Source organism: Pseudomonas neuropathica (assembly GCF_015461835.1).
GTDB classification, from domain to species: domain Bacteria; phylum Pseudomonadota; class Gammaproteobacteria; order Pseudomonadales; family Pseudomonadaceae; genus Aquipseudomonas; species Aquipseudomonas neuropathica.
The window spans coordinates 306,221-331,033 of sequence record NZ_JACOPX010000004.1 but is presented as its reverse complement, the minus strand read 5'-3'; the positions used below and the strand labels follow the sequence as shown (position 1 = coordinate 331,033).

32 protein-coding genes and 4 pseudogenes are annotated in these 24,813 nt (G+C 54.5%); 28 read left to right on the top strand and 8 right to left on the bottom strand.

Features of this window, described 5'->3' with window-relative positions:
* Window positions 1-288 precede the first annotated feature (288 nt).
* Complete coding sequence (locus H8F23_RS07430; protein WP_194933916.1) at window positions 289-888, bottom strand: hypothetical protein; 600 nt, start codon at window positions 886-888, stop codon at window positions 289-291.
* A 55-nt stretch (window positions 889-943) separates the two neighbouring features.
* A complete protein-coding gene (locus H8F23_RS07425; RefSeq protein ID WP_194933915.1) occupies window positions 944-1,591 on the bottom strand; it encodes a LexA family protein in 648 nt (215 codons plus the stop codon).
* A 99-nt stretch (window positions 1,592-1,690) separates the two neighbouring features.
* Between H8F23_RS07425 and H8F23_RS07420 the strand changes: the two genes are divergently transcribed.
* The 6 genes and pseudogenes from H8F23_RS07420 to H8F23_RS07400 all read left to right on the top strand — a co-directional run.
* On the top strand, window positions 1,691-1,927 hold the full coding sequence (locus tag H8F23_RS07420) for a hypothetical protein (RefSeq protein ID WP_194933914.1): 237 nt from the start codon (window positions 1,691-1,693) through the stop codon (window positions 1,925-1,927).
* A gap of 331 nt (window positions 1,928-2,258) precedes the next feature.
* Complete coding sequence (locus H8F23_RS07415) at window positions 2,259-2,777, top strand: phage regulatory CII family protein (RefSeq protein WP_083352342.1); 519 nt, start codon at window positions 2,259-2,261, stop codon at window positions 2,775-2,777.
* On the top strand, window positions 2,770-3,000 hold the full coding sequence (locus tag H8F23_RS07410) for a TraR/DksA family transcriptional regulator (RefSeq protein ID WP_194933913.1): 231 nt from the start codon (window positions 2,770-2,772) through the stop codon (window positions 2,998-3,000). Before H8F23_RS07415 ends, H8F23_RS07410 begins: the two co-directional genes overlap by 8 nt.
* A pseudogene (locus tag H8F23_RS07405) lies at window positions 2,990-4,141 on the top strand (toprim domain-containing protein); the annotation flags it as partial. The gene H8F23_RS07410 and the pseudogene H8F23_RS07405, both read left to right, overlap by 11 nt.
* A gap of 10 nt (window positions 4,142-4,151) precedes the next feature.
* A pseudogene (locus H8F23_RS28830) lies at window positions 4,152-4,304 on the top strand (terminase small subunit); the annotation flags it as partial.
* Window positions 4,303-4,854, top strand: a pseudogene (locus H8F23_RS07400) (terminase gpA endonuclease subunit); the annotation flags it as partial. The pseudogenes H8F23_RS28830 and H8F23_RS07400, both read left to right, overlap by 2 nt.
* Here the strand turns inward: H8F23_RS07400 and H8F23_RS07395 are convergent.
* Window positions 4,851-4,970: pseudogene (locus H8F23_RS07395) on the bottom strand (phage portal protein); the annotation flags it as partial. The pseudogenes H8F23_RS07400 and H8F23_RS07395 sit on opposite strands and share 4 nt — an antisense overlap.
* Window positions 4,971-5,045: 75 nt before the next feature.
* On the opposite strand from H8F23_RS07395, the gene H8F23_RS07390 reads away from it, so the two are divergent.
* The 11 genes from H8F23_RS07390 (at window position 5,046) to H8F23_RS07345 (ending at window position 12,224) form a co-directional block, all read left to right on the top strand.
* Complete coding sequence (locus H8F23_RS07390; protein ID WP_194933912.1) at window positions 5,046-6,053, top strand: gp53-like domain-containing protein; 1,008 nt, start codon at window positions 5,046-5,048, stop codon at window positions 6,051-6,053.
* Window positions 6,054-6,063: 10 nt separating this feature from the next.
* Window positions 6,064-6,489 carry a phage tail assembly chaperone gene (locus H8F23_RS07385; RefSeq protein WP_194933911.1) on the top strand — a complete coding sequence of 142 codons (426 nt, stop codon included), beginning with the start codon at window positions 6,064-6,066 and terminating at the stop codon, window positions 6,487-6,489.
* Window positions 6,490-6,592: 103 nt separating this feature from the next.
* On the top strand, window positions 6,593-7,759 hold the full coding sequence (locus H8F23_RS07380) for a phage tail sheath subtilisin-like domain-containing protein (RefSeq protein WP_194933910.1): 1,167 nt from the start codon (window positions 6,593-6,595) through the stop codon (window positions 7,757-7,759).
* Between the two features lie 13 nt (window positions 7,760-7,772).
* A complete protein-coding gene (locus H8F23_RS07375) occupies window positions 7,773-8,276 on the top strand; it encodes a phage major tail tube protein (protein ID WP_101158507.1) in 504 nt (167 codons plus the stop codon).
* Window positions 8,277-8,289: 13 nt separating this feature from the next.
* Window positions 8,290-8,469, top strand: a complete 180-nt coding sequence (locus H8F23_RS29265; protein WP_407692553.1) for a phage tail assembly protein — start codon at window positions 8,290-8,292, stop codon at window positions 8,467-8,469.
* Window positions 8,426-8,617, top strand: coding sequence for a phage tail assembly protein (locus H8F23_RS29260; protein WP_407692552.1), 192 nt, complete (start codon window positions 8,426-8,428; stop codon window positions 8,615-8,617). Before H8F23_RS29265 ends, H8F23_RS29260 begins: the two co-directional genes overlap by 44 nt.
* A 150-nt stretch (window positions 8,618-8,767) precedes the next feature.
* Window positions 8,768-8,938 carry a hypothetical protein gene (locus tag H8F23_RS07365; RefSeq protein ID WP_194933950.1) on the top strand — a complete coding sequence of 57 codons (171 nt, stop codon included), beginning with the start codon at window positions 8,768-8,770 and terminating at the stop codon, window positions 8,936-8,938.
* Window positions 8,939-9,092: 154 nt separating this feature from the next.
* On the top strand, window positions 9,093-10,142 hold the full coding sequence (locus H8F23_RS07360) for a phage late control D family protein (protein ID WP_194933909.1): 1,050 nt from the start codon (window positions 9,093-9,095) through the stop codon (window positions 10,140-10,142).
* Between the two features lie 49 nt (window positions 10,143-10,191).
* On the top strand, window positions 10,192-10,755 hold the full coding sequence (locus tag H8F23_RS07355) for a glycoside hydrolase family 19 protein (RefSeq protein ID WP_194933908.1): 564 nt from the start codon (window positions 10,192-10,194) through the stop codon (window positions 10,753-10,755).
* On the top strand, window positions 10,737-11,279 hold the full coding sequence (locus tag H8F23_RS07350) for a lysis protein (RefSeq protein WP_194933907.1): 543 nt from the start codon (window positions 10,737-10,739) through the stop codon (window positions 11,277-11,279). Before H8F23_RS07355 ends, H8F23_RS07350 begins: the two co-directional genes overlap by 19 nt.
* Before the next feature lie 150 nt (window positions 11,280-11,429).
* On the top strand, window positions 11,430-12,224 hold the full coding sequence (locus tag H8F23_RS07345) for a DNA adenine methylase (RefSeq protein WP_194933906.1): 795 nt from the start codon (window positions 11,430-11,432) through the stop codon (window positions 12,222-12,224).
* 705 nt (window positions 12,225-12,929) lie between these two features.
* Here H8F23_RS07345 and H8F23_RS07340 read toward each other — a convergent pair.
* The gene (locus tag H8F23_RS07340) at window positions 12,930-13,643 is read right to left on the bottom strand and encodes an SOS response-associated peptidase (RefSeq protein WP_194933905.1); all 714 of its coding nucleotides are present in this window, start codon (window positions 13,641-13,643) and stop codon (window positions 12,930-12,932) included.
* 95 nt (window positions 13,644-13,738) lie between these two features.
* Here H8F23_RS07340 and H8F23_RS07335 point away from each other — a divergent pair, with 95 nt between their 5' ends.
* Together H8F23_RS07335 and umuC are read left to right on the top strand one after the other, a co-directional pair.
* A complete protein-coding gene (locus H8F23_RS07335; RefSeq protein WP_194933904.1) occupies window positions 13,739-14,164 on the top strand; it encodes a LexA family protein in 426 nt (141 codons plus the stop codon).
* On the top strand, window positions 14,157-15,434 hold the full coding sequence (gene umuC / locus H8F23_RS07330; protein ID WP_194933903.1) for a translesion error-prone DNA polymerase V subunit UmuC: 1,278 nt from the start codon (window positions 14,157-14,159) through the stop codon (window positions 15,432-15,434). Before H8F23_RS07335 ends, umuC begins: the two co-directional genes overlap by 8 nt.
* A 280-nt stretch (window positions 15,435-15,714) precedes the next feature.
* Here the strand turns inward: umuC and H8F23_RS07325 are convergent, their stop codons facing one another.
* The 4 genes from H8F23_RS07325 to H8F23_RS07310 form a co-directional block, all read right to left on the bottom strand.
* Window positions 15,715-17,154, bottom strand: coding sequence for a DUF2971 domain-containing protein (locus tag H8F23_RS07325; protein WP_228759138.1), 1,440 nt, complete (start codon window positions 17,152-17,154; stop codon window positions 15,715-15,717).
* 207 nt (window positions 17,155-17,361) lie between these two features.
* Window positions 17,362-18,015, bottom strand: a complete 654-nt coding sequence (locus H8F23_RS07320) for a hypothetical protein (protein ID WP_194933901.1) — start codon at window positions 18,013-18,015, stop codon at window positions 17,362-17,364.
* A 70-nt stretch (window positions 18,016-18,085) separates the two neighbouring features.
* Entirely contained in the window at window positions 18,086-18,328 is a 243-nt protein-coding gene (locus H8F23_RS07315; protein WP_194933900.1) for a hypothetical protein, read from the bottom strand.
* 339 nt (window positions 18,329-18,667) lie between these two features.
* Window positions 18,668-18,898 (bottom strand): hypothetical protein, encoded by a 231-nt coding sequence (locus H8F23_RS07310; RefSeq protein WP_159245196.1) that lies wholly within the window; start codon window positions 18,896-18,898, stop codon window positions 18,668-18,670.
* 553 nt (window positions 18,899-19,451) lie between these two features.
* On the opposite strand from H8F23_RS07310, the gene H8F23_RS07305 reads away from it, so the two are divergent.
* From H8F23_RS07305 to H8F23_RS07265, 9 genes are all read left to right on the top strand, one after another.
* Window positions 19,452-20,210, top strand: coding sequence for a winged helix-turn-helix domain-containing protein (locus H8F23_RS07305; RefSeq protein WP_194933899.1), 759 nt, complete (start codon window positions 19,452-19,454; stop codon window positions 20,208-20,210).
* Window positions 20,177-20,668 (top strand): hypothetical protein, encoded by a 492-nt coding sequence (locus H8F23_RS07300; protein ID WP_194933898.1) that lies wholly within the window; start codon window positions 20,177-20,179, stop codon window positions 20,666-20,668. The genes H8F23_RS07305 and H8F23_RS07300 overlap by 34 nt, the downstream gene beginning before the upstream one ends.
* A 201-nt stretch (window positions 20,669-20,869) precedes the next feature.
* Window positions 20,870-21,229 carry a hypothetical protein gene (locus tag H8F23_RS07295; protein ID WP_194933897.1) on the top strand — a complete coding sequence of 120 codons (360 nt, stop codon included), beginning with the start codon at window positions 20,870-20,872 and terminating at the stop codon, window positions 21,227-21,229.
* Window positions 21,230-21,273: 44 nt separating this feature from the next.
* Window positions 21,274-21,606, top strand: a complete 333-nt coding sequence (locus H8F23_RS07290) for a DUF1090 family protein (RefSeq protein ID WP_228759137.1) — start codon at window positions 21,274-21,276, stop codon at window positions 21,604-21,606.
* Window positions 21,607-21,692: 86 nt separating this feature from the next.
* Window positions 21,693-21,875 (top strand): hypothetical protein, encoded by a 183-nt coding sequence (locus H8F23_RS07285; RefSeq protein WP_064120760.1) that lies wholly within the window; start codon window positions 21,693-21,695, stop codon window positions 21,873-21,875.
* A gap of 138 nt (window positions 21,876-22,013) precedes the next feature.
* Window positions 22,014-22,748 carry an XRE family transcriptional regulator gene (locus H8F23_RS07280; RefSeq protein ID WP_194933895.1) on the top strand — a complete coding sequence of 245 codons (735 nt, stop codon included), beginning with the start codon at window positions 22,014-22,016 and terminating at the stop codon, window positions 22,746-22,748.
* A gap of 511 nt (window positions 22,749-23,259) precedes the next feature.
* Window positions 23,260-23,676, top strand: coding sequence for a tail fiber assembly protein (locus tag H8F23_RS07275; protein WP_194933894.1), 417 nt, complete (start codon window positions 23,260-23,262; stop codon window positions 23,674-23,676).
* A gap of 144 nt (window positions 23,677-23,820) precedes the next feature.
* Complete coding sequence (locus H8F23_RS07270) at window positions 23,821-24,261, top strand: tail fiber assembly protein (RefSeq protein WP_194933893.1); 441 nt, start codon at window positions 23,821-23,823, stop codon at window positions 24,259-24,261.
* A gap of 143 nt (window positions 24,262-24,404) precedes the next feature.
* Window positions 24,405-24,743, top strand: coding sequence for a phage holin family protein (locus tag H8F23_RS07265; protein WP_194933892.1), 339 nt, complete (start codon window positions 24,405-24,407; stop codon window positions 24,741-24,743).
* Window positions 24,744-24,813: the final 70 nt, after the last annotated feature.

Sequence of the window (24,813 nt, the reverse complement as noted above, 5' to 3'; positions counted from 1 at the left end):
TAGGAGTGGCGCGTGCCTTCAGCTTCGATTTGGTGGCGACAAACGCGCAGCCGGACTCGCGGGCTAGGCGGCGAATCTCAAAGATTTGGAAGGGGTTAGCCGTGGCCGGGTGGACGTGCAGGGTTGCTGTGGTGTGCATGGTGTTGCCTCGCTCTGTGGTGGAAGAGTTAGGCGATATTAACCTTAAAGGTTAATAAATCAAGTTTTGCGATGTACCTTTAAGGTGTTTTTTTCTTGAGGCACAAAAAAACCGCTAGGACATAGCGGTTTTATGTCTTGCCTGCCGGGTCATTTATTCGACGTTTGTTGTGTCGAGCCAGCCTGCGTTTGTTGGGTAGTATTCGCTGACGGAGTTTCTTGCGTTGCTGGTGTGGTTTTGGCTTGGGCCACCACGGGTTTAAATTGCGCGAACATGTCCATTGACTCCTGCGAGAGAGTCAAGGAATTCGTTTTCGAGTTTTCTGTCATTTTTGCCGCCTTATCTATATACGCATTTGCCGCTGTTGAGATGCCAATGACGGAAGCTAGGATTACGCCCCCCATAAATGACACTACTGCAATGCGATCTAGCGTAGCAAGTATGGGGTCGCTGATTGGGCCAGCGTCTGAGATGCATGAAATAAGATATTTTGCATTTCGATCAAAAATCGTGAGGACTGTGACCAAAGTGATGACGAAGCAAATCATCGTCAGCAGGCTGAGAATTAAGCTCTCAATAGAACGCACGCCTACAGTGGAGATCAACGTAATGACTAGACCGATTCCAGCGGCGCTCAAGGTCAGTAAGCTTTTATCGAGTTCAAATCTTGTGGTTTGCCAACCGTTCAACGCGGCAGCGTAAAACTCGACTGCCTTTGCTTGTTGGTGCTGCAGGTCGTCTTGGGACATTCAAGTGGCTCAAGGTGGGTACAGGATCAGTGGTCAGTAGCTGGAATATCAGGCTTCAGAGATCAGAAATTTTCCACCGCGCGCGGCCACAAATGGTCCATTCCTCTGACATACGAATAATTCTCTCAGGCCAGTCAGGGTTTAATGCATAAAGGAATTGTTCGCTTCCTTCCTGTCTCAGTTGCTTCAACGTTGCGGCCTGATCCCTGGTTCGTTTGGCGGCAACAAAATGACCTGGCAATGCTTCAAGTGATGGGTCGATAACAATCTTGTCGCCCTCCATGAATTTTGGCTCCATGCTTACACCTTCGACCCTCAGAATGAATGCCCGAGCGCCCACTGGTCCGGGAGAATCGATCCACTCTTCAGCATCTCTTGGGTCAAAATTCGCGTCAGGTTCGCACCATGCGCCAGCTGCAATTGATCCCATCACGGGTAGCTTACGTCCTGTATGACTTAATACGGTGGCGTTGTTGAACTCCCCTAAGCCAAATGGCATATCCAAGTAACCCGAATGTAGCTCGAGAGCTTTTTCCAGCTCACGAGCTATTCGGTCACCAATGCCTTTTGTAGGGTTTTTGCCTCCAAAGGCGCTGACTTGGGCAGGTGCCTTGCCAAGCCGATCCGCTATGTCTATCAGGCGAAGCTTTTTCTCGGCTATGACGCGTCGGAAATTTTGAAGGCGGGTGTCTGAAATTTTCATATTGCGATTCTGGCGCGATTAACCTTTAAGGTGAATTTCCTTGTGGGTATTGAAAAAAATAACCCAATAGGTTAATTTTTGTCTGGAAGGGCAATTTCCATGAATTTGCGCGAATACATAAATACTTTGGACCCACAGGGGCTTGCTGCATACGCTGATCGATGCAACATCGCATCAAGCTATCTTCGACTTCATGTCAAATATGCGAGTAAGGATCCCAGTGTTTCTTTGATCAAAGCTTTAGCCCGGGAAAGTGAAGGAAGCGTGCCTTTGGCTGAGGTACTCGAACATTTTGGTATTACGGAAGAAGTGACTATCAGAAAAGCCGCAGCGTAGTAAGAAAAAAGGCGACCCAAAGGTCGCCCAGTTCCTCCCGGCACGCACCACCACAGCGCTGTCGGGTCGCGATAAAGGTAGGCGGGCACACCACATGCAACCGTCTTCCTTTATCGCGCTTTTCCAAGGCTCGGAAGCCTTGGTGTTGCTGCCTCTTCCACCACAGATTTGGCAGCTGTTGCGCCAGGGGTGAGCAACGGATTGCTCGCCCCGGCACGGTGCCGGTATCGATCCCTAAGATCTAGCCGGCGTTTGGGCCCTTTCAAGCCACGCGGCAAATGTATCACCACTGCATGTCGCGCGGCACTGGCAACTTACAAGGATTAATGCCATGAGCCGTATCGCTTTGAGTTCTGTTGAGCGGGCGCAGCGGGAAGTTTTGCCGCTTGATCTCGCGCTTTACCATGCCGCACGGGACTACCCCGGCGGCGCCGCAGCCATCGCCGCCACCACCGGCCGAAATGCGACCACGCTGCAGCACAAGCTTTCCCCAACCCACCCCAGCCACACGGTAAACATTCAAGAGTTCGGCGAGATTCTGGAGCTGACCAAGGATCGCCGCATTCTGGATGCAGTGCATGCCTTGGTTGGTGATACGACTTGGCAGGAACTGGCTGAGGCGTACACCAATGACATGCCGGAGACGTTGACCACCGGGATTGCCGAGTACTTCCGGCAAGTCGCGGATCTGGCGGATACCTGGGCCAAGAGCATTGGTGACGGGGTTGTTTCCGATGAGGAACTGGCTGCGATTCGCCTGCAGGTGTTTCGTGGAATTCAGGGGCTGTTGGGGTTGTTCAACCGCGCCACCTATGTCAATCAGACGACGCGGGGTACTGATCGTGGTTGATATCGTCGACTTCGCTAATGACCTGGTGCAGGAGCGCATCGATCAGGCACTCGCTGCACGTTTCCTCGCCGCCAAGCCCGCTTTGGCGGCGCATTCGTTTCTGTTCTGTGAAACCTGCGATGGTCCTATCCCCGAGGCTCGACGTTTGGCGCAGCCCGGCTGTACCCAGTGTGTCGACTGCCTTTCCCTCGCGGAATTAAAAGGGGCACGCCATGCTCGATGACGTACTGGGGCAATTCGCGGATTACGGTCTTGAGCCTGCGCAGCCTTTGGTGTTCGGCAAGTTGACCCGCTGCAAGACGACGCAAGACAAGGGCAAGGAAAAGAACGGCTGGTATGTCGTTCATGAACAGCGCACTGAGAAAGGCGAGACGCTGATCTTCGGTGCGTTCGGGGACTGGCGTTCTGGTGAGTCTCAGAAGATCAAGGTCAAGGCCGGGCGGATGTCGCCTGAAGAGCGCGAGGTTATGCGTGCTCGGCAGGAAGAGGCCAAACGCCGCGCCGCAGAAATTTCGGCCAACGGGGCACGTCGTGCGGCGAAGCGCGCAGCGGGTATGTTCAAACGCATGCCGGAGAAGGGCCGTAGCGACTATCTGGATCGCAAGCAGATTGTTGGCTTCGGCGTTCGGTATGCGCCGCGCACCGGTGCGTTTCTGGTGCCGATGAGCAATGTGCGTGACGAGATTGTCGGACTGCAGGTGGTGTTCCCGACCAAACAAGAGGACACCGGTCGGGACAAGTCCTATTGGCCTTACGGCATGTCGAAGGAGGGCGCTTTCCATCTGATCGGGCCGCACCCGGATCCGGGCGAGCCGGTGCTGGTATGTGAGGGCTACGCGACCGGTGCAAGTCTGCATATGGCCACGTCATTGACCGTGGCCGTTGCGTTTGATGCGGGCAATTTGCTGGTGGTTTGCAAGGCCATGCGCGAGCGTTTCGCCGGTTGCCCGCTGATCATCTGCCGAGACGACGACTGGAAGACCACGAAGCCGAATGGCGATGCGTGGAACCCCGGTGAAGAGAAAGCGAACAACGCGGCGCTGATTGTCGGTGGCCAGGTGGTTGCGCCGATCTTTTCCAGTGAGCGGGAAGCCAAGTGGACCGACTTCAACGATCTGCATGTCGCGGAAGGTTTGGAGGCGGTGCGCCGGCAGGTGTTGGCGGTGGTCAAGCCGCCGGCTGCTGGTGGTTGGAAGGATCTACTAGCCCGTAGCGAAAGCGGCGCGCTGATTGCGCACATGCAGAACGTCGAGTTGATCCTGGCCAATGATGAGCGTTGGGCCGGGGTGATCAGCTACAGCGCGTTCAGCTCGAAGATCGTCAAGCTACGTGCGGCGCCTTATGGCGGTGGCACAGGCGATTGGAGAATTAAGCATGACAATCATCAGCAAAACGGAGTTTGCGGCCCGGCGCGGTTGGGCCAAATCCTATGTTTCAAAATTGGCCAGTCAGGATCGGCTGGTCCTTACCGAGAACGGCAAAATCGACCTTGAGGCCACCGAGGCGCTGCTCGATAAAACCAGCGACCGGCGCCGTCGACGTTCAGGCCAATCGTCTAGAACTGATGGTGATGGGCTTCGGCGTCGGCATGGAGCGGTGGGTTGTTGACCACCAGATCATCTGGGGCGACCCGGCAGACGAACGCACCTGGGCGGTGCTGGACGAGAAACTCAAGGCTCGTTACCGGCATCCCTGCGGTGTGGGTCTAGCGATTCTCGCCGTGGGTGTCGACTCCGGCGGTCATCACACCGATGAGGTCTACCAGTTCTGCCGCGTTCGCCGCTGGCGCAACATCTTCGCCATCAAGGGCGCGAGCAAGCCGGGCCGACCGGTGATTGCACAGCGCCCGTCGATGGTTGACGTGACGTGGAAAGGCCAGACCGAACGCAACGGCGCAGAGCTGTGGTTCGTCGGTACTGACACCGCCAAAGATTGGATCTACAACCGCTATCCATTCCCAGACGGGCCGGGATCGCTGCACTTTGCTAACGACCTGCCGGACGAGTTCTTCGCCCAGTGCGTCGCCGAACGCAAAGTCGTGCGCTACGTGCGGGGCCACAAGCGCATCGAATGGGTGATGCCCGTGCCGATCAGGTTGCTGACGCGCTTGTCGATGACGTTGAAGGCATACGGGTCATTGCGAACCGCCGCCCGCGAGCGCGACCGCAGATTGCGCAGGGCGGGAGTGTTGATACACGCATACTGGAAGAACTTTACAAGCTGGATAACAAGCAGTCGGTCCGGGTCGCCACCACCGGAAACATCGTGTTGTCAGGACTACTGACCATCGACGGTGTGCCATTGCTGGCCGGTGATCGAGTTTTAGTGAAAAACCAGAACACCGCCAAAGACAACGGAATATGGGTAGCGCTAGCAGGCGCTTGGACTCGTTCAACCGATGCGGATTCAGACTCTGAAGTGACATCGGCTCTAATGGTGTCTGTCGAACAGGGCTCCACGCTGGCTGATACCCGTTGGCAATTGATAACTGACGGAACAATTGTCCTGGGCACTACACCGCTGATGTTCCAGAACGTGACTTATGGTTTCGCGCCGATAAGGTCCCCAGTGTTTTTGGATAATCCAACCGCTCCAACCCCGGCGCAGTTCGACAGCAGCAAGTCGCTGCCCACCACTGAGTTTGTTCAGCGAGCGCTAGGGAATGATTCCGACTTCGCCATTCTGGTGGGTGTTACAACTCTCAATGCAGGGCACGCTGGAAAACTTATCTATGCCGGCGCCGGTGGAAATTACACGGTGACGTTGCCTTCTGCGGCGGCTGTTAAGGCGGGCACAAGACTACCTATTGTGATGTTTGCCAGTCAGCCCTGCTTTATCGTTACACAGCAGAACCAGTTGATTTATTTCAATGGGAGCCAAACCTTATCAAGCATCACACTCGGCCTTGGAGACAGCCTGACCGTCGAATCGGATGGAGCTAACTGGTACGCGGTGGGGGGAACAGCACAGCTAAAATATGCCTCGGCATTCGGTTCATCGGTAGATATCAATAGCTTCCAGAAGCTGCCGAGTGGTCGAATAATCCAGTTTGGAACTGTTGCAGGAAGTGCTAACGGACCAGTTCCATTTTCCTTCCCGGTGATTTTCCCCTCATCGCTCGATAGCCTGGTATTGACGGTTGCAATTACTCCAGGATCGAACGGTGTTTTCGGCACGATGGAGAGCCAAACTACTGCCGGCGCTCGCTATCAAGCGTGGTCATCATCGACAAACCGGGTGGCGTTGAACTGCTACTACATTGCGATAGGTCGATAAGGAGAAATTCATGTTTGCGTCGAGATCTGCACGCGGCTTTTATGACGAGTCCATTCATACAGCTATGCCGGATGACGTGATTAAAATCTCTGCTGAATACCACGCAGAGCTTCTGGCAGGGCAATCTGAAGGTAAGGTAATTGACTGGGATCGCGATGGTGTTCCTGTTCTGGCCGACCTACCGCCGCCCGGCAATGAGCAATTGGCCGCCACCGAAAGGAGCTGGCGAGACCAACGGTTATCCGAAACGGATGGTGTAGTGGCTCGTCATCGTGATGAGTTGGAGGAAAGCAGCGACCCCACTTTGACGGCCGTGCAATACGCCGAGCTTCAAGCGTATCGCCGAGCGCTGCGCAACTGGCCGGAGTCCGGTGAGTTTCCACTGGTTGACCACCGACCACCGACACCTCGTTGGCTGACTGAGCAGCTTCAATAAACGCCCCGCAATGACGGGGCGTTTTCTTTTCCGTTACGCGTAACACCAACACCCTCACGGCCTCGCTCATGCGGGGCTTTTTCGTTTCTGGAGAACGAGCCTTATGAGTTTTTTCCACGGCGTCACGACCACGTCGGTCGATACTGGGGCGCGCACCATCTCGCTGCCGTCTTCGTCGATTATCGGTCTGTGCGACACCTTCACACCGGGCGTTCTCGGCGGTGGTACGGCCAAGGCGGGCGAGCTGAAGTTGATCACCACCGAGCGCGAGGCCATTGCCGCCTTCGGCGCCGATTCGGCAATCACCAAGGCGTGTAAGGCGATCTACGTCAAAGCCAAGGCGGTGATCGTCGCCATCGGCGTGCCCAAGCTGGAAGACGCCGCGCTGCAAACCTCAGCGATCATTGGCGGTGAACTGGTCTCGGGTCAGCGTACCGGCCTGCAGGCGCTGCTCGACGGCAAAAGCCTGTTCAACGCCCAGCCGCGGTTGTTGATCGCGCCAGGCCACACGGCCACTCAGGCGGTGGCCACGGCGCTCGATAGCCTGGCGCAGAAACTGCGTGCCATCGGCATCATCGATGGCCCGGGCACGACCGACGAGGCCGCCATGGCCTACGCCGATAACTTCGGCAGCCGCAACCTGTTCATGGTCGACCCGGGCGTCAGGTATTGGGACACCATCACCAGCAAGACCGTCGACGCGCCGGGTTCGGCATGGGCAGCGGGCCTTTTCGCCTGGACGGATGCTGAATACGGTTTCTGGGCTTCGCCGTCAAACAAGGAATTGACTGGCATCACCGGAACCGGTCGCGCGGTCGAGTACCTGGACGGCGACGAGACCTGCCGGGCCAACCTGCTCAACAACGCCAATATCACCACAATCATTCGTGACGACGGTTACCGCCTGTGGGGCAACCGTACGCTGTCGAGCGATCCGAAGTGGGCATTCGTTACCCGCGTTCGCACGCTGTTCATTCTCATGGACGCGGTTCAGGCCGGGCACAAGTGGGCGGTCGACCGCTCGATCACCAAGACCTACGTGACCGATGTCACCAACGGTCTGGATGCGTTCATGCGCGACCTGAAAGCCCAAGGCGCAATCATCAACTTTGAAGTGTTCCCCGACACCGAACTGAACACGGCCAGCCAGATCGCCCAGGGCAAGGTGTATTGGCGCATCCGTTTCACCGACGTGCCGCCGGCAGAGAACCCGAATTTCCTTTTCGAAGTCACCGATCAGTGGATGACCGAAGTGCTTGAAGCAGCCTAAGGGGGCGTAGCAAATGATTCCTCAGACTTTGTACAACACCAACCTGTTCGTCGACGGCGTGAACTTTTCCGGCGACGTGCCGAGCCTGACGCTGCCCAAGCTGACCACCAAGACCGACGAATATCGTGGCGGCGGCATGGCTGGCCCCATCGATATGGATCAGGGGCTTGAAAAAATGGAAGCCTCGTTTGTCACCAAGGGCGTGCGCCGTGAGTCGCTCAAATACTTCGGCCTGGCTGATGGCACAGCGTTCAACGCCACGTTCCGAGGTGCCTTCAAGGGCCAAAAGGGGGCGGTGACAGCGGTTGTTGCCACCCTGCGCGGTCGCCTCAAAGAGGTCGATCTGGGTGACTGGAAAGCCGGTGATGCTGCCGAGATCAAACACGCCGTTGCGGTCACGTACTACAAGCTCGAAATCGACGGGCGCCTGATGTACGAGATCGACATGGTCGCCGGCATTCAGGTGATCGACGGTAAAGACCAACTGCTCGAAGTGCGCCAAGCACTCGGCCTGTAAGGAATAGATTCAGATGACTCAAGCAATCGCTAAAAACCTTCCGGCCTGGCTGTCGCTCAGTGCAGTCGGTGCCGTCGTAACGCTGACCCGCCCAAGCCAAGCCAATAGCATCGACGTCGAGACGTTGAACCTGCGTAACCCGACGGTGCGTGAAGTGCGCGCGGCTGGGCGACGTGCGGGCGGCCAACCGTGAAGTGGGTGGCGATGATGAGCAGCGCGAGCTGGTGTTGTTCGCTGCATTGTCCGGTGCGCGTGTGGCGGATCTGGAGGGGCTGAAGCTGGTGGATTTTAACCGCTTGCAGGCCGGCTATTTTCGCATGGACAACGACGACGGGCTTTAACCCCAGCGTGATCAAGTCCGCGGCGAAACGTCTGGCGGCGGAAACTGGATTTTCCGCCGCCGAGATCCAGTCGATGCCGTTCGCGGATATGGTGTGGTGGCTCACGGATTGAGCCGCCATCGGTAGTGCTGGGCACATGAGGGCCATGACATGGCAAACAAACTCGCCCTCGGGCTGGTGATCGGCGGTGCCGTCAGTTCCACGGTCGGCGCCGCGTTCAAGGACGTGACCGGGCGCATCAAGCGCCTTGAGGCTGAAGGCAACAAAGCGCGCGTGCTGCAGCGCACGATTGGCGACACCAGCCGTTCCGATTGGGCGTGATCATCGTCCTGCCGGATTTGCCGAGTCCGACCAGTGAGGGCGTCAGTTTGTGGGATTGACGCAGGCTGCCCGCGCCGCCGCACAGCCGCGCTAGGCGTAACGACACGTTGTTTTTCTGACCCGCCCTGTGCGGGTTTTTTATTGGGAAAAATCCATGACACCGATGTTTCGAATTGTCGCCGATGGCGCCGATGTCACGGCCAAGATCAATGATCGGCTGTTGTTACTGCGTACCTCTGACAAGCCGGGCATGGAGTCCGACGAGTTTGAGTTGCGTATCGACGACCGTGATGGGCAAGTGCAATTGCCACGGCGTGGCAGCTCAATCGAGATCTACCTGGGGTATGCCGAAACGACCTTGGCGCGCATGGGCAGTTACACCGTCGACACGGTCGAGGTATCAGGCCCACCGGATACCATCGTGATCAAGGGCAAGGCCAGCGACATGCGTGGCAGCGGCAAGACCATCCGTAGCGGAAGCTGGGAAGACGTGCCGCTGTCCAAGATCGTGGCTGACGTCGCGGCGCGCAATGGCTGGACACCGGTGTGTCCGGTGTCGACCAAGGTTGCTCGGGTCGACCAGCTCAACGAGTCCGATTTTAATTTCATCACCCGTCTGGCCAAGCAGTACGACTGCACGGCCAAGGTCGCCGACGGCAAGCTGTTGGTTATGCCGCGCCAAGGTGGCCAGACGGCCAGCGGCAAAGCATTCGGCGCTATCACACTGACCCGCCGCGATCTCAGTCGCTGGCAATTCAGTCTCGGCGATCGCAACTCGCACAAGGCGGTGGCCACCAAGCATCAGGACAAAAAGAACGGCAAGCTCGCGGTGGTCACCATCGACAACGATGACGCACCAGACGGCCTGCCGGCAGTGCATACCGACCGCCATATCTACCCGAACAAAACGGCTGCAGAAGCGGCGGCCAAGGCTCGTCTATCTGCGTTCAACCGCTCGACCGCCGATGTGCGGCTTGAAATGCCCGGCCGGACGGACATCTTCGCCGAGCGTCCCATCATCGCTCAGGATTTCAAGGTCGGGCTTGATGGCGAATACCTGGCGGATTCGGTCGAGCAGGTGTTCACCCAGTCCGGCTGGTCCACTACGGTCGAATGCAACGCCGGCAAAGCCGGTAAATCCAAGGGCAAGAAAAAGAAAGGGCCTAAACCACCCCTCAAGGTGGTGAACATCGAGAAACAGTAACCCCATCCCATCGCCGCCTGAGTGCGGTTTTTTTATGTCTGGAGTTTGTATGTCCATCACTGAACAACAGCTGCAAAGCATCATGCCCAACGCCCGCCGCCAATCGGGCGTTTTTGTATCCGCCCTCAACGCAGCCATGGCCCATCGACAGATCAACACGCCGAAACGCCAAGCCGCATTTCTAGCGCAAGTCGGTCACGAGTCGGGTCAGCTGCAGTACGTCCGGGAGCTAGGCGGCGACCAGTACCTGAGCAAATACGACACCGGCAACCTGGCTGCGAAACTGGGCAACACACCGGCAGCGGATGGTGATGGCCAGCGCTATCGCGGTCGCGGCCTGATCCAGGTCACTGGCCACGACAACTACCTGCGCTGCAGCTTGGCGCTGTTCGGTGACGAGCGATTGCTGCGCACGCCTGAACTGCTGGAGCTGCCGCAGTGGGCCGCCGAGTCGGCCGCATGGTTCTGGTTCGTGAATGGGCTGAACGCGCTGGCCGATCAAAACGAATTCAACACGATCACCCGCAGGATTAACGGCGGCCTCAATGGCCTGCAGGATCGGCTGGAATTGTGGGGGCGGGCGAGGGCGGTGCTATGCGTCTCGGCGAACTGATACCGGCGCCGTATCGGCTGCCGGCCAAAGGCGTGCTGCTGGCCGTTTTAGCCGGTGCTTCCGCCGCCATCGCCTGGCAATTACAGGATTGGCGCTACGGCAAACAGCTCGCAGAGCAGGCCCGACTCCACACCGAAACCTTTAACCAGTTGGCCCTGGCCACGGTTGCGCAGCAGCGTGCCGAACAGGACAAACGCCTCGCGCTCGAGCAGCGCCTGGCCACCAGCGAACAAATCCATTACCGAGCCTTGAGCGATGCCCAACGTGATCAAGGTCGCCTGCGCGACCGCCTTGCCACTGCTGATCTGCGCCTGTCAGTCCTACTCGATGCCACCACCGGCGTCGGCAACGGATTGGTGTCAGCCGCCACCGCCACCGGCGGCGTGGTTCATGGCCCCACAAGAGCCGAACTTGACCCAGCGCATGCTCAACGAATTATCGGCGTCACAGATGACGGCGACCGGGGGCTGATTGCCCTCGCGGCCTGTCAGGCGTACGCCAAAGAAGTCTCAACACCGAAGTGAAAAAGAGCGGTCGATCCGGATGCGTCAACATCCGGATCGACCGCCGTCCCTGCAGATGGTCCCTGCAAGTCCAGCCAAGGCTCTTGCTCCGTGCACAAAGCGCGGCGAGCCTAGCACCTGTTTATACATACAGTAAAGGTCTTGCTTTTTATGTCTACACCCATCGTCCCTTGGATGGGCGGCAAACGCCGCCTGGCCGACCGCCTCATTCCGCTTTTTCCGCCACACGAATGCTACGTTGAAGTCTTTGCCGGCGGTGCCGCGCTCTACTTCATGAAGCCCCAGCCATCGCCGGTCGAAGTCCTCAACGACATCAACGGCGACCTGGTCACGCTTTACCGCGTCGTGCAGAACCACCTCGAAGAGTTTGTGCGCCAGTTCAAATGGGCGCTCAGCTCGCGGCAGGTGTTCGAATGGCAGAAAATGACCCGCCCCGAAACCCTTACCGACATCCAGCGCGCCGCCCGTTTCTTCTACCTGCAGCACCATGCCTTCGCTGGCAAGGTATCTGGTCAGACGTTCGGCACGGCGACCACTGCTCCGGCCATCAACCTGCTGCGGATCGAGGAAAACCTCTCGGCCGCTTGGCAGCGCCTGTCCGGTACCTACGTCGAAAATCTTCCTTGGCTTGAATGCGCTGAACGTTACGACCGCGCCCATACCTTCCATTACATGGACCCGCCTTACTGGCAGACTGCTGGTTATGGTGTGGACTTTCCGTTTGAGAACTACGAACGGATGGCCGGCTTCATGCGCCGCTGCAAAGGCAAGGTGATGGTAAGCATCAACGACCATCCGGACATCCGCCGTGTGTTCGAAGGCTTCCACTTTGAGACTTTGGACATCCGCTACACCACAGCGAATCAGCGGCAGGTGAAGGCCGAGGTCAGCGGTGAACTGGTGATCATGAATTGGGAGCCGGTAGCTTTGGGTGGGCTGTTCTGATCACCAAAACTGCACGCTGGCTAATTGGGTTAGCAAAATATTTATAAGACGAATAGTTTCAATGTAGGCAGTTATTAACAGTGCGCTAGTCATAAATTTCGCTCGCAAGTGTACGTCGCCTCGTTTAGCGAGGTGACGTGTTATTAGTTGGGCTGCAACGAGGAGCGAACATACCCCTTGGTTGATTATCATGTCAATTGACTGCGGAGTTATTTTTTAAAAATGTTTTTGTGGGTAATACCGTATTACCGCTTACTCACGCTAAGAGATGGTGTGGTGAACCTTGATAAGTCCGCTGACGTAAAGACGTAAAGACGTTAAGACGTTAAGACGCAATGACGTAATGACGTAATGACGTAATGACGCAATGACGCAATGACGCAATGACGTAATGACGTAATGACGTAATGACGTAATGACGTAATGACGCAATGACGCAATGACGCAATGACGCAATGACGCAATGACGTAAAGACACATAGGTGAAAGCGAATAGGTGGACAAGTGGATAACTGCACAAGTGCACAAGTGCACAAGTGCACAAGTGCACAAAAAATTTTGTAAGTTCATCGCGGGTATGGTGTGGAGATAATAATAAGAATAATAAGAATAATAAGATAATAAGAATATTATTATTATGCGGGTGGGTTAACTGTGGTGGTGCTGGTGATGCATTGGATGTCACGCTGAAGGTAATGGGCCGGTTCAGCCGTTTCCCTTTTCGTCGCCGTCGGTAATCGCGCTTTTTGGTTCGATAATTTCCGGGCCATGGTTGCGAACGTTGCCCACGGCCCGATCCACTTGGAACCATTCGAACGCTTCGGTTGACTCGCCTTGGAGCAACGCCATCTGCTCGGCGTGCTCCTTGGGCGTGTGCGGGTCCAGCCATTCCCGAGCCAGTTCCGGTGAGAGCGTCACCGGGCGCCGATCGTGAATGTCCACCATGCCACCAGCGCTGTCGGCGGTGATGATCACGAAACCGTCGTGCTCGCTTGGCGGGTGCTCAGCGCTGGGGTATTGGCCGATGGCCGCGCACAGGATCGGCGCCCGGTCCTTCCGACGAATCAGGTAGGGCTGTTTCTTCGGCCCGCCTTCATCCACCCATTCGAACCAGTTGTTGATCGCGATGATTGCCCTGTGCGGCCAGATCGCGCGGAAGAACGGACCGTGGGCCACTTTCTCTACCCGGGCATTGATTGGCGAGGCGCGGTCCTTAGCCCAGTGCGGCCGCCAGCCCCAGCGAACCATGTCTGCGTGCAGGTACTGGCCTTCCTGGTGGAAGATGGCCAACTGGGTAGTGGGAGCGGCGTTGTAGCGTTCGAAGGGCAGGTCGCCAGCGTTGTTAACCAGGGCGTTGGGCATGCTCAACGCTGCAACGAAGTCGTTAATACCGTCGTACTGCGAAAGTCGTCCGCACATAGCACGCCCGCCTATCAGATATTCCCTACATAAATTGACCGCAAGCCTTTCTGAAAGTTAACTGTACATTCGTACAGTATTGGAAGTCGTGCGTCATGAGCTATTCAATTCTAGGTCCTATCGCCGAGGGCGGCCTGAAGCTGCCGCTTTGCCTGTTCCAGGTGCCGGCTGGTTTTCCTTCACCAGCAGCAGATCACATCGAGGCGCAAATATCGCTAGATGAGGTGTTGCACATCCGCGCGCCGCACGTCTACCTGGTGTCGATCATCGGTGAGAGTATGCAGGGCGCGGGAATCTTCGAGGGCGATCTGGCGGTGGTGGATCGCTCGCTTGAGCCTGCACACGGCCACATCGTCGTTGCATTGCTAAACAATGATCCGGTGTGCAAGCGCCTGTGCATTCGCGGCAAAGATGTGATCCTGCTGTCGGAGAACCCTAAATACCCGCCACGGTACGTGCTTGAGGGGGACGAGCTGTCCATCTGGGGCGTGATCACCGGCAGTGTGCGCAGCCATGTCTAAGTCGCCACCGGTTTTTGGCTTGATCGACTGCAACAGTTTCTATGCCAGTTGCGAGCGTGTGTTCCGCCCAGATCTGGCCAAAGTCCCAATCGTGGTTCTGTCAAACAACGACGGCTGTGTCATCGCGCGCAGCTACGACGCCAAGCCCTTCGTGAAAATGGGCGAGCCGTATTTCCAGATCAAGCACAAGCTGCGGCAGCACGGCATCGTAGCGTTCTCGTCGAACTACGCCCTATACGGCGACATGAGCGAGCGGGTGATGACGCTAATCGAATCGATGGTCCCGGCGGTGGAGGTGTACAGCATCGACGAGGCCTTTGCTGATCTCACCGGTATCGACGGGCTGGACGTGCTCGGCCGACAGATTCGCAGCCAGGTCCTGCGATGTACCGGCATTCCGGTTGGTGTGGGTATCGCCCCGACCAAGACGCTGGCCAAGCTGGCCAACCACACGGCAAAGCGATTGCAGGCCCAAACCGGGGGTGTCGTGAATATTTGCGACCCGGTGAAACGCGATTGGGTGTTGCGCAATACCGACGTGGCCGAAGTGTGGGGCGTGGGGCGGCGCATGAAGATGCACCTGAATGCCCTGGGTATCAAAACAGCGATGGACCTGGCTAAGGCCGACGCGTGGTCGCTGCGAAAGAACTTCAGCGTGGTAATCGAGAAGACGGCGCGGGAGTTGACCGGCACCTCATGCTTAGAGCTGGAAGAGCCGAACCCGCCGAAACAGGAAATCTGTTGCAGCCGGATGTTCGGCAAACGACTGAAGGATCTGCCGCCGATCAAGGAGGCCGTGGCCACTTACATGATGCGGGCTTCGGAAAAGCTCCGCGCCCAAAAAACATTGTGCAAGAAGATCCGCGTCAGCATCCGCACGGGCATGTTCAATCCGGAAGAAGCCAAATACGCGAACGGTGTAGTGGTGGACCTGCCGTACCCAACTGACGACGTCCGCCTGTTGACCAAGGTGGCGGTCGATGCGCTTGATCGGGTGTTCCGGCCTGGCTTTAACTACAGCAAGGCAGAAGTGATGCTGTTGAATCTTTGCCAGCCAGGTGAGTACACCGACGATCTGTTTGCCATTTCCCAGCCAGCAAACGCGACCCGCGTGATGGCGGTGTTGGACCAGATCAACGGGCGTTGGGGGAGAGGTACACTTCGAGCCGCTAGCGTTCCGACGAATCCGGACTGGGGCATGCGCCGGGATATGATGAGCCAGAGTTATACGACCAGGCTTGATCAGCTGTGGGAGGTGGCTTGCAAATAGTGATGTGAAGCCGCCAGGCAGGATGGTAAGGGAGCGGAATAGGCTGGGGCGTCTGAGCGCAGGTGCCCGTTTAAGCTCATTAGGTATCTGAAAAGCCAGATACAGACACCTTAAAAGTCACTTGGTTGAAGCGGAGTAGGCTGGCTATTGAAAACAGTAGAGCGGGTGAAGCGAATCGAATCCTTATTATCAGCGTAGGACGCTGCCGCCAGCCATCGTCGTACTGTCGTGCCTCGTCGGTACAGCAGCTCGAAACTTTTCGTTTATAAACAAGCTGCTATCAATATGAGTGGGGAGTAATGCCATTTGATAAGGACACATGGCCTACTGGTCGATATAGAACCTTCTCGTCTGTGTGGCAGTAATAAGCTTGATAGAAAGTAAAATCATCTCTGCGTAGGTTTTTACATAGCTGCTCAATCATTTTCATTAATTTGTGTTTTTCAGCGAGTGGAGTGCTGATGCCGAATATAATTCCTTCTAAATCATTGAAATCATATTTCAACTTTCTATCTTGATTTGAGAGGTTTGAGCCAAAATTAGGTTTGTATATTAGTCTATATTCCTGTTCGCTTTTCCAGTGGCGGGTTTTAGTTGTTAGGCTCAGCTTGTCGCTTGACTGGTAGTGTTCGCGCCATTTTCTAAGGTTGCCAAATATATCATTTATACGGTTGCTTTTTTCGCCTCGAATGTTTGTGTACCATTTGCTGATTAGTTCTTTTTCCGTGTAGGAACCTAAGCTTAAGAAAAAATCTAGTTCTGGGCTTTTTTTTGTATAGTGAACTTTTTGGAACACAAAATTTGTCTGTGTCCACCACTTGGCTACCGGCTTGTTTGCTGTTGGAACTTGCAGTGTAATAGTTGGAGTTCCTACAACCTCTCGAACCTTAAATTTTAGGCAGACTCCCTTGTGATTATTTCCGTAGGTTCCCCAAATGGAGGAGTTTGAGCAATCCTCCATGAAACAGGAAACGAACCAATCAGGATAGGTTAGGCGAATCCGAGAATTTAAAAAATCCTCAGGCGATTTGTTGCATAGATGCAACCATTCGGATGAGTTGCCTCGCATGACGTCTGTATAGCTGTTGACCAAATCAATGCTCTGCAAGGCAGCTAACATGGTTTGATCGAAGAACAATCCTCTCTCAGGGGCATCCCTATGCTCCAATTGATCCATAAGTTTACTAGACGTACTTAAAAGAACGTCAAGGGACTCACCATTAATCCCATACCCTTCAGGGATTAGATCATATTTAACGAGAACTTTTGAAATGATTTGCATTGCAAAAAGTTGTATGGATCGTAGGTGTAGCAAAAGCTCATTGCTATATATAGGGTGCTGGTTGGTGGAGAGGTATTCTATATGTCTTTGTATGTTTTGGTTTTCAGTGAATTTGTATATTTCATTTTTTATGTCTGTCGCGTGCTCTTGGGGCATTTCATTGAAGTGGGGGTGTAATGGGAAAACACGTTCTCCGAACTTTCCAGCGAGATACTGCATGTTGCGAATAAATATGCATTCAATGTAGTGATTGAAGAAGTTTGTCCAGATTATTTTGTCGCCTTTCCAGACCAATTCTCTATAGCCTTCCAGCGGGTCATTAAGTTGCTCCGGTGAGGCGAAGTATATATATGTCCCCTCAAGCTCGCTTTCACGATCTATCCCCAGCAGGTTAGCAACAGGGCGAAATCGATAAAGATATTTAGGTGTCAGACTCATCATTCCTGCTCCTTTCTAATTTGATCAGATACATCGGCGAGTCCGCTGCGGTGTGTCATCTATACCATTTCCAACGTGTGCATCTGCTGAAGCTAGCTCAGAGCGGTGGCTGTGTGTTGTTTGAGTCGTCAGACAGATGCTGCGCCAAGCGCTGAGTATAGGTGGGCTAAACGACCAAATACTCCAGCGCAATCGGAGTATGAAAGGCTAGATTTTTCTTCGGTCGCCGATTTCCCTCGCTGTGGGTGCCGTGACGTGGGGAGAAGGCTTTGATGTAATTTGTTCGTAAGTTTCTTTTTCCAAAATTTTCGTTAGTTTTTCGCAAGAAATATCAAACTCCAATGTTATCCATTCGAGTGCGCGGTCAGTTAGAGCTTTCAAACTGGACCAGTGAGAGGCGTCAAGTGTTGAGCTCGTTGAGGAGATACAAACTATTTTTTCTACATGGTAATCTTTGCCTCCATCGTTAATGGCTGCACAAGATAAGCACTGGTTGTAAGGGTTTTCATCATGAGCAATGTGTTTGTTTCTAAGTAGTTTAAAGTATTTAAATGACTCATTAGCTTCCTTTGGTAGGCCCTTATATATCTGGTCGGACATCAGAAGAAAGCGGATGCCATCCCCAAAGCATTTGAAGAAATGGATGACTGCAGATCTCCATAAAGCTTCCCGTATAATTTGGTCCTCAGTGCGATTAATTGCATCAAGGCAAGAGTTCGAAAATTCAATATCAATTTTATGTAAGTAAAGATCAGCTACGCGCTTGGCCAGTGGATGATCAATTTCAACGAGCTTTACTGCGTCGGTAATTCCAAGAAGGTTCAATCCATTTTCAGTCATGACTAAATTTAGATTTTCCAATCGTACTCTCCGCTCTTAAGCTCATTAGGACAAGGTCGGTTGAGCGCATCAGGTATGAGGTTGGGGGCATTCAGCTGCGCACGGGACGGATGTCTGATAGCTGTTTTGGAGGATTTGATTCAGCTGGCTTGGTTGGCCAGTTCTGATAGATTGCAGTCACTTCCTTAACCTTGAGTATGGTGGCGTTCGGAACATGAGCTGCGCCACCTAGCTTTTCAGTGACCGCTTTCCCCAGCAGCGCAGGCAGGTTCAGTTTTGTTAGGTCACTCGCATAGCTACTTTTATCAATCGAGATTGCTACATATAGGTCCATGCACGCCTCGTTCGAGTTTTTGTTCTGCTAGCGTAGCCGGTAGCGGATGAAGATGTAGGTATTTATTTAGGGCAAATCTAGGGCAAACCCGGGGCCGGCGTAGGCCGTAATAAGCCAGTTGCAGAGGGCCAAAGCATCGAATTTACTGGCCTTGAGCGGCATACAAGGACGCTGGCGGGGGTTCGAGTCCCTATCCAAACAATCAGTAGCGGCAATTGCTCCAATAGGGGAGCGAGGTCAGGTCTTGGCGGGCTATAACTTCAAGTGATCTCCTGGACGCATTTAAGGCCCAAGACCAGGTCAAGATGCCTGCGCGATTGGACGTAATAGATGTCCTATCTAACGAGGCGCACTAGACTGCCTAAGTCGCATGATCGCGTCAGTGATCGTTTGCGCATTTCGATCAAGCGTTTCCAAGGCCGCAACGGCGTTATCGGCAACAGTGTCTGCGCCAGTCCCTGAGATCCAATGGGTGATTTCTTCGATTGCTGCACCGAGTGCATGCTGGTTATGCAGGAGCAACGTCAGAGCATCTGCCGTGACGATATTGAAATCCGACGGATCTGGCATGGTGTTCGTCCTTGAAGTCGATGCGTGGCTAAATCTGTCCATCATTCTGCATGATCCTAGTCCAAAGCGAGCGACTCCGGTTCGCACATTGTACATTTGCCACTTCGAAAGGTCCGGCCATAGGCCTCTTGGGATGGGGCAAAAATGGGGCAAACCGTACGCCATTTAATGCCATTCAATGCCAAGCATGCGTTTGCGCATGCAATGGTGAAATGCGCTAATCCTTAACAAACACTGGGGGTTGGGGCATAACGACCAAAGTACTCCAGCACAATCGGAGTGTGGGAGGACAGGTCTGAAATAGCTTTATTCATCAGGGGTTTAGCTTTACCGGAAAAAGTGACAAGGCAAAAACGGGGTCGTTTGCATCTACGAAATGGCGAGTGTTTGCCAGCGATGCGGCCCGTGAGTTGATTCAGTGGAGCCGAGTATGAAGTTTTTTTGAGGTGGATGCAGCAACGCACCGCCGCTTGGGTTTGCATTGTGTCCTATAGTGCCGAAAAGCTATCGAATGATCGGAATTCGAGGATTGCAGATCAGTTGAGGACGCAGCTTGGAACAGTCAGAGGGCATCGGCTCACAAGCGTCAGCGAGCGATTGTTACTACGATGCAGAAAAAATGACCCTCAGCCGGGCGCGGCGGTCAGCCTTGCTGGGCAGCAATGAAAGCGATCTGCTGCTGGCGCTGATAGCCGGCGTGACCGATAAGGAACAGCTCATTTCCAGGGTCTGGGGGGAGCGCGGACTGGTGATTTCCGACAGCAGTTATTACAAGACCCTGCACATGCTTCGCACGCATTTCGCTGACGTCGGGTTGCCTCGGGACAGTCTCAAGACCCTGCCTCGCCGTGGCGTGGTGCTGTTGTGTGAAATCCGCTTGGTCAGGGCACAGACTCAAGCCTCTGAGTCGCAGCCCGCGCTGATAATTGATGCTGAACCATTCATCGTCGACGCCTCCTTGGTGAAAACGCCATTCAGTCGTTACTGGCGCTTCCTTTTGCCTGCAATCCTGGCGCCGGCGATTGCTCTTCCGGTCTTTTACGCTTATCTGGTGTTTAAAAAACCTGCTGATCTGGAGGAGTGGAAACTCATCTGGCAAGAAGGCGAAGCGAAATTGTATGTTGAAGAAAGTGAAAAAATGTCCAAAGAGGATATTGTCAAAGCGCTCAGCGAGTTCGAGCCACCCATTGTATTGTCCGATATTAACTACTATGTGCGAAAACCGCTCTCCCAATTACTGGTCAAGTGTATCAAGCCGGAAAGTAAAGGGGAGGCCATATGCGTGAATTACCAACTCGTTGGAAAAAAGTAATCGCACTGTTTGGTATCTTGTCTGTATGCATTTTTGGTGCTCTGGTTATCAAGTATTTCTATTTTATTAATCGTGATATTCCACGCGCCCCCTGTTTCGCATCCATCGATTTTGTCCATACTCATGATCACAAAGTTCGTTGGCATGGCGTTGGTGATATGACGATCGATCCAAGGGAGGGCGCTCTCTATGTGTACTACGTCGTCAAAACCCCTGAAGGCAAAGTTTATACCTATGATCGCAAGTTCGAGATTGCACTGACACATCTGGACACTTCCAGATTTCTGTTCAAGACGCGTTCGATTGTAAAGTTTGATGCGGACAACGCCGGCGATGAACTTCCTTTTATGGAAAGAGGTTTTCAAGGTGGCATGGTGACGTTCAATTACTTCTCCGATGCCGAGTATTATTACAATATCAATAACCTGATCAATGGCGTATGCCACGTCCCTCGCTAACGCAAACCCTTGAGGTGCAAAGCCTCTGGGCGAGTAAGTAAGACTGAGTAAGATGCCAGTAAGGCCTCGGCGGCCCTGCGTTGTTAATGTGGTTCGAGTCAAGCCAACAGCCCCCGCGACTACCGGAGAGTCAGGCGTAGTGCGGCTGTTTAGTTGCCTTGAATGACATGATGATGTTTAAGCTGTTGAGGAAAGTTATAAATGCTCTGGTTTTGCGTGCGCAGTTCTCACGGGGCCAAGTCTCCCGCCTGGAAACGATCGATTGCAATAAATCGGGAAGGTATGGTGTTTGTGCCGGCGGCTATTGCTGGAAAAGAAAAGGACGTCAGTTTTTCCACGTTGTCCGATCGCACTCCGGTTTTGCTTTGCTTTGATCATGTTTACGTACCAGTGGTATGGATGGTCGAACACTTTCCGGTGTGCAGAACTCGCTGTCGCGACATGATCATGGCGGCACTTTCTGGTGTGCGAGAAACGTTGGGTTGTCGTAAGGCATGGTCTCGGGTGAGCCACTTCCATGGACGCGCTGGAGAAAAAAGTTATATGGGTTTTGTTTTATGAGGCCGAGTCTGTTTTGGCATCTGTCTCTTCTGATGGGTAGCGTTTTGATCATCGATAGTTCATGGGCTGGCGCGCGGGAAAGTTGCGCACAGCGCCGCGCTGAACTTGTGTTGCAGATTGAGCGCGCTGAGGCGGCGGACAATGTTTATCGCCAATCCGGTTTAGAACAGGCACTTGCCAATGTCGAGCGTTATTGCCAAGAACCTTCCGCGCAAGATGACCGTTCAAGCGCCATCCAAAAGGCCGCAGCCGAAGTGCGGCGCAGACAGAACTATCTGGAGGCCGCGCGTCAGTACGGTGATGTGAAAGTCATCAAAAAACAGGAAGCCAGGCTCGAACGGGCTCAGACAAAACTGCGAAAGCTCATGGATGAGTAAAGGGGCCACCGCCAACGAACCGCAGCAGGTTTTCTCTTTCAACTCTGCAATCCAACGTGCTCATCAGTGACACTGGAAAATCGAATATGAAAAACATCCTTATCTTTGCTTCAGTCTTTACTTCTGCTGTGCTGATCTCTGGCTGCACCGCCACCGATTGGGTGCATGCTGCCGGTGGAATCATGGGCGCCAAGGACGATTACGACAGGAAGGCCAGAACCGATCGACTGAAAAAAGCCAATGCTGCCGCGCGACGCGTCAGAGGCTGATAGCAAGTTACAACCGGGCCGTTATTCAATTCAAAATGATGGCTCGGCAATATCATTTTGAGGATGAATTCATGTTTATGCGTTAATTATGCAAATCAGCATTTGTCTTCGCGAATAACTTCAAGCACTATGCGCGTTATGCAAAAACGCAACGTAGCCTCCGTCTTAAGAGCACTGCTCGACCAGCACGGGATCTCCCCCACGGAGCTCCACCGTCGCACCGGCGTGCCTCAATCCACTCTCTCGCGGATTCTCAGCGGGAAGATCGTCGATCCCTCGGATAAACACATTTCGAAGATCGCCGAATACTTCTCCGTGAGCACCGATCAATTGCGCGGGCGCGCAGATGTCGCGTCGTCGGCCGGAGCCGCGCGTGATGACGTACACGCGGAACTCAAGGACATAATGCTGTGGGACGACGATACGCCGGTCGATGATGACGAAGTATCGGTGCCGTTCCTTCGCGAGGTTGAATTGGCAGCAGGATCAGGAAGATTCGTCATCGAAGAGAGCGAGCGCTCTAGCCTGCGCTTCGGCAAGCGTAGCCTGCGTCATAACGGTGTGCAGTTCGATCAGGCCAAATGTGTGACCGTGCGTGGCAACAGCATGTTGCCAGTGCTGCGTGATGGCGCCACTGTCGGCGTGAATGCGGGCAAGTGCGGGATCGGCGACATCATTGATGGCGACCTGTACGCGATCAATCACAACGGCCAGTTGCGCGTGAAGCAACTCTATCGCCTGCCGACCGGCATTCGTCTGCGCAGCTTCAATCGCGATGAGCACCCGGACGAGGACTACAGCTTCCAGGAAATCCAGGAAGAGCAGATCGTCATCCTCGGTCACGTCTTCTGGTGGGGCATGTACGCCCGCTAACCACACCGACTTCAGATAAGCCCGCCAATCGGCGGGTTTTTTTTCGCCTTGATGAAACCGCCAAACCCTTGAGCTGCGGGGCTTCCATGCATCTGCGCATTTCAAATGCATAAATACATGCATTTACGCATTGACTGGATATGCATACATGCATATCCTTGCCACCAAGCCGCTCGACAAAGCGGTTGGCAAGAAAGCTCTTTAGTTCCACAAGAAAAGGCAGCGATGAACCGGCCTCAACGGTTCAGAGGGTTGGCAACTGACCCGGGTGTGCAGCGTAAAGCACCAGAAGCAGTTATCCGGCGGGCAGGGACCGCGGTCGGAAAAACAATTTGAATGGACTCGTACCGCGCCAGTAGCGCCGAACAGTCAGCTTCCTTCTTGAACACAGGATTTGAAGGAAGGCGAAGGAGCGCATTACTGAAAAGCCCGGCGCACTGTCGGGCTTTTTGGAATGCCTTCCTGGCAGAAACTGAAGCCTCGACGCAGGCAATCAATAAGGATGATGAGCATGAAAAAGTACGCACGTGTTGTTGCGGGCAAAGTCGACAACATTTTTGAAACCGCTAACCCGATCACCGATGAGTTTCCAGCGGATCAAGTCTGGGTGGATGTCAGCGCGCTGCCCAAGATCGACTATTCCTGGAACGCGGTGAACACCGACGGCGTCTGGACATTTACCGACAGCGATATGTGGGGCCAGCCGTCCTCGCTGGCTATTCAATTGCGTATCGCAAGAACAAATCGTCTTGATAAAGCCAACACCACTCTGGCGACGTCGGCCCTGGTGCAAAAGGTTGAGCTGGGGCTGGCCACGCCGGCTGAGGAAACTGCGCTACTGGAATACAAGCAGTTCTTCATCGCTCTGAGCAACGTCAACAAACAGCCGGGCTACCCGCTGACGGTTACTTGGCCTGAAGTTCCGTAAACAGCGTTTGCTGCGCCGATACCGACATTCGCAGCGCATCGCTGAAAAGCTCGGTGGATAACCGGGCCTCTTCAAAGATGCCTGCCCGATATTTACTCAGCGCGTAAAACCAACAGTCGCGATGAGTGCCAGCAGGAGAAACAAATGAACCGCTACGCTTTTGTTCGATTCAACTATTCGAAAGCCTTCAACAAAGTTCTGGTGATTGTCGACGCTGTAGAGAAGCCTACGGCCATGCCAGTAGAAGCACAGTTGTCGAATGGTTTCTGGGTGGATATCAGCACAAACCCGGCAGTCCAGGTGGGATGGAAGGGGACGACGACAAACTTCGTTGATTGGGAGTTCAGTGAACCCACCTATCAAGAGCTCGAAAAGGATGTGGCGCAAGAAGCGCTAGAGCTTCTGTATGCTGCTGGCCAGTGGCTGATGTTGAATTCTCTGCATTACAAGGTCGACCTGGATGTTGCCACCCCTGAAGAACAAGCGCTGTTGCTCGCCTACAAACAGTACTGCGTGGATCTCAGCGACATGAAGAAACAATCCGGCTATCCGTCCACCGTCAACTGGCCGGTGGCGCCGTTCTGATTCGATCATCACCCCCATAGCCTCTATCGAGAGCGCATTACTGAAAAGCCCGGCCCTGCGCCGGGCTTTTTGGAATGCCTACCTCAAGAGAAAACGATTGAACCCAACACACACCATTCATCCAACACTCCCGGAGGCGTGACATGACAAACGAGCAACAAGCGTTGGCGGACATGCCGATCTGGCTGGTCATCCTGCTCGCCGTGGTGGGCGGGGTGTCCGGCGAAATGTGGCGCGCGGACAAGGAGGGCGCCCGTGGCTGGCCGCTTATGCGGCGTCTGGCCTTGCGCTCCGGCGCCTGCATGATCTGCGGCGTGTCGGCAATCATGCTGCTGTACGCCGCAGGACTTTCGATCTGGGCCGCCGGCGCGTTCGGTTGCCTGACAGCGATGGCCGGCGCCGACGTCGCCATCGGGTTGTACGAACGCTGGGCCGCCAAGCGCATCGGCGTCTGCGAAGTTCCGCCTCGCGACCAACCTTAACCAAAACCAATTTTCCGTGCCGCCATTTTGGCGGCAGGGTTTCGCGTGGACGATTGAAAAGGAGGTCATG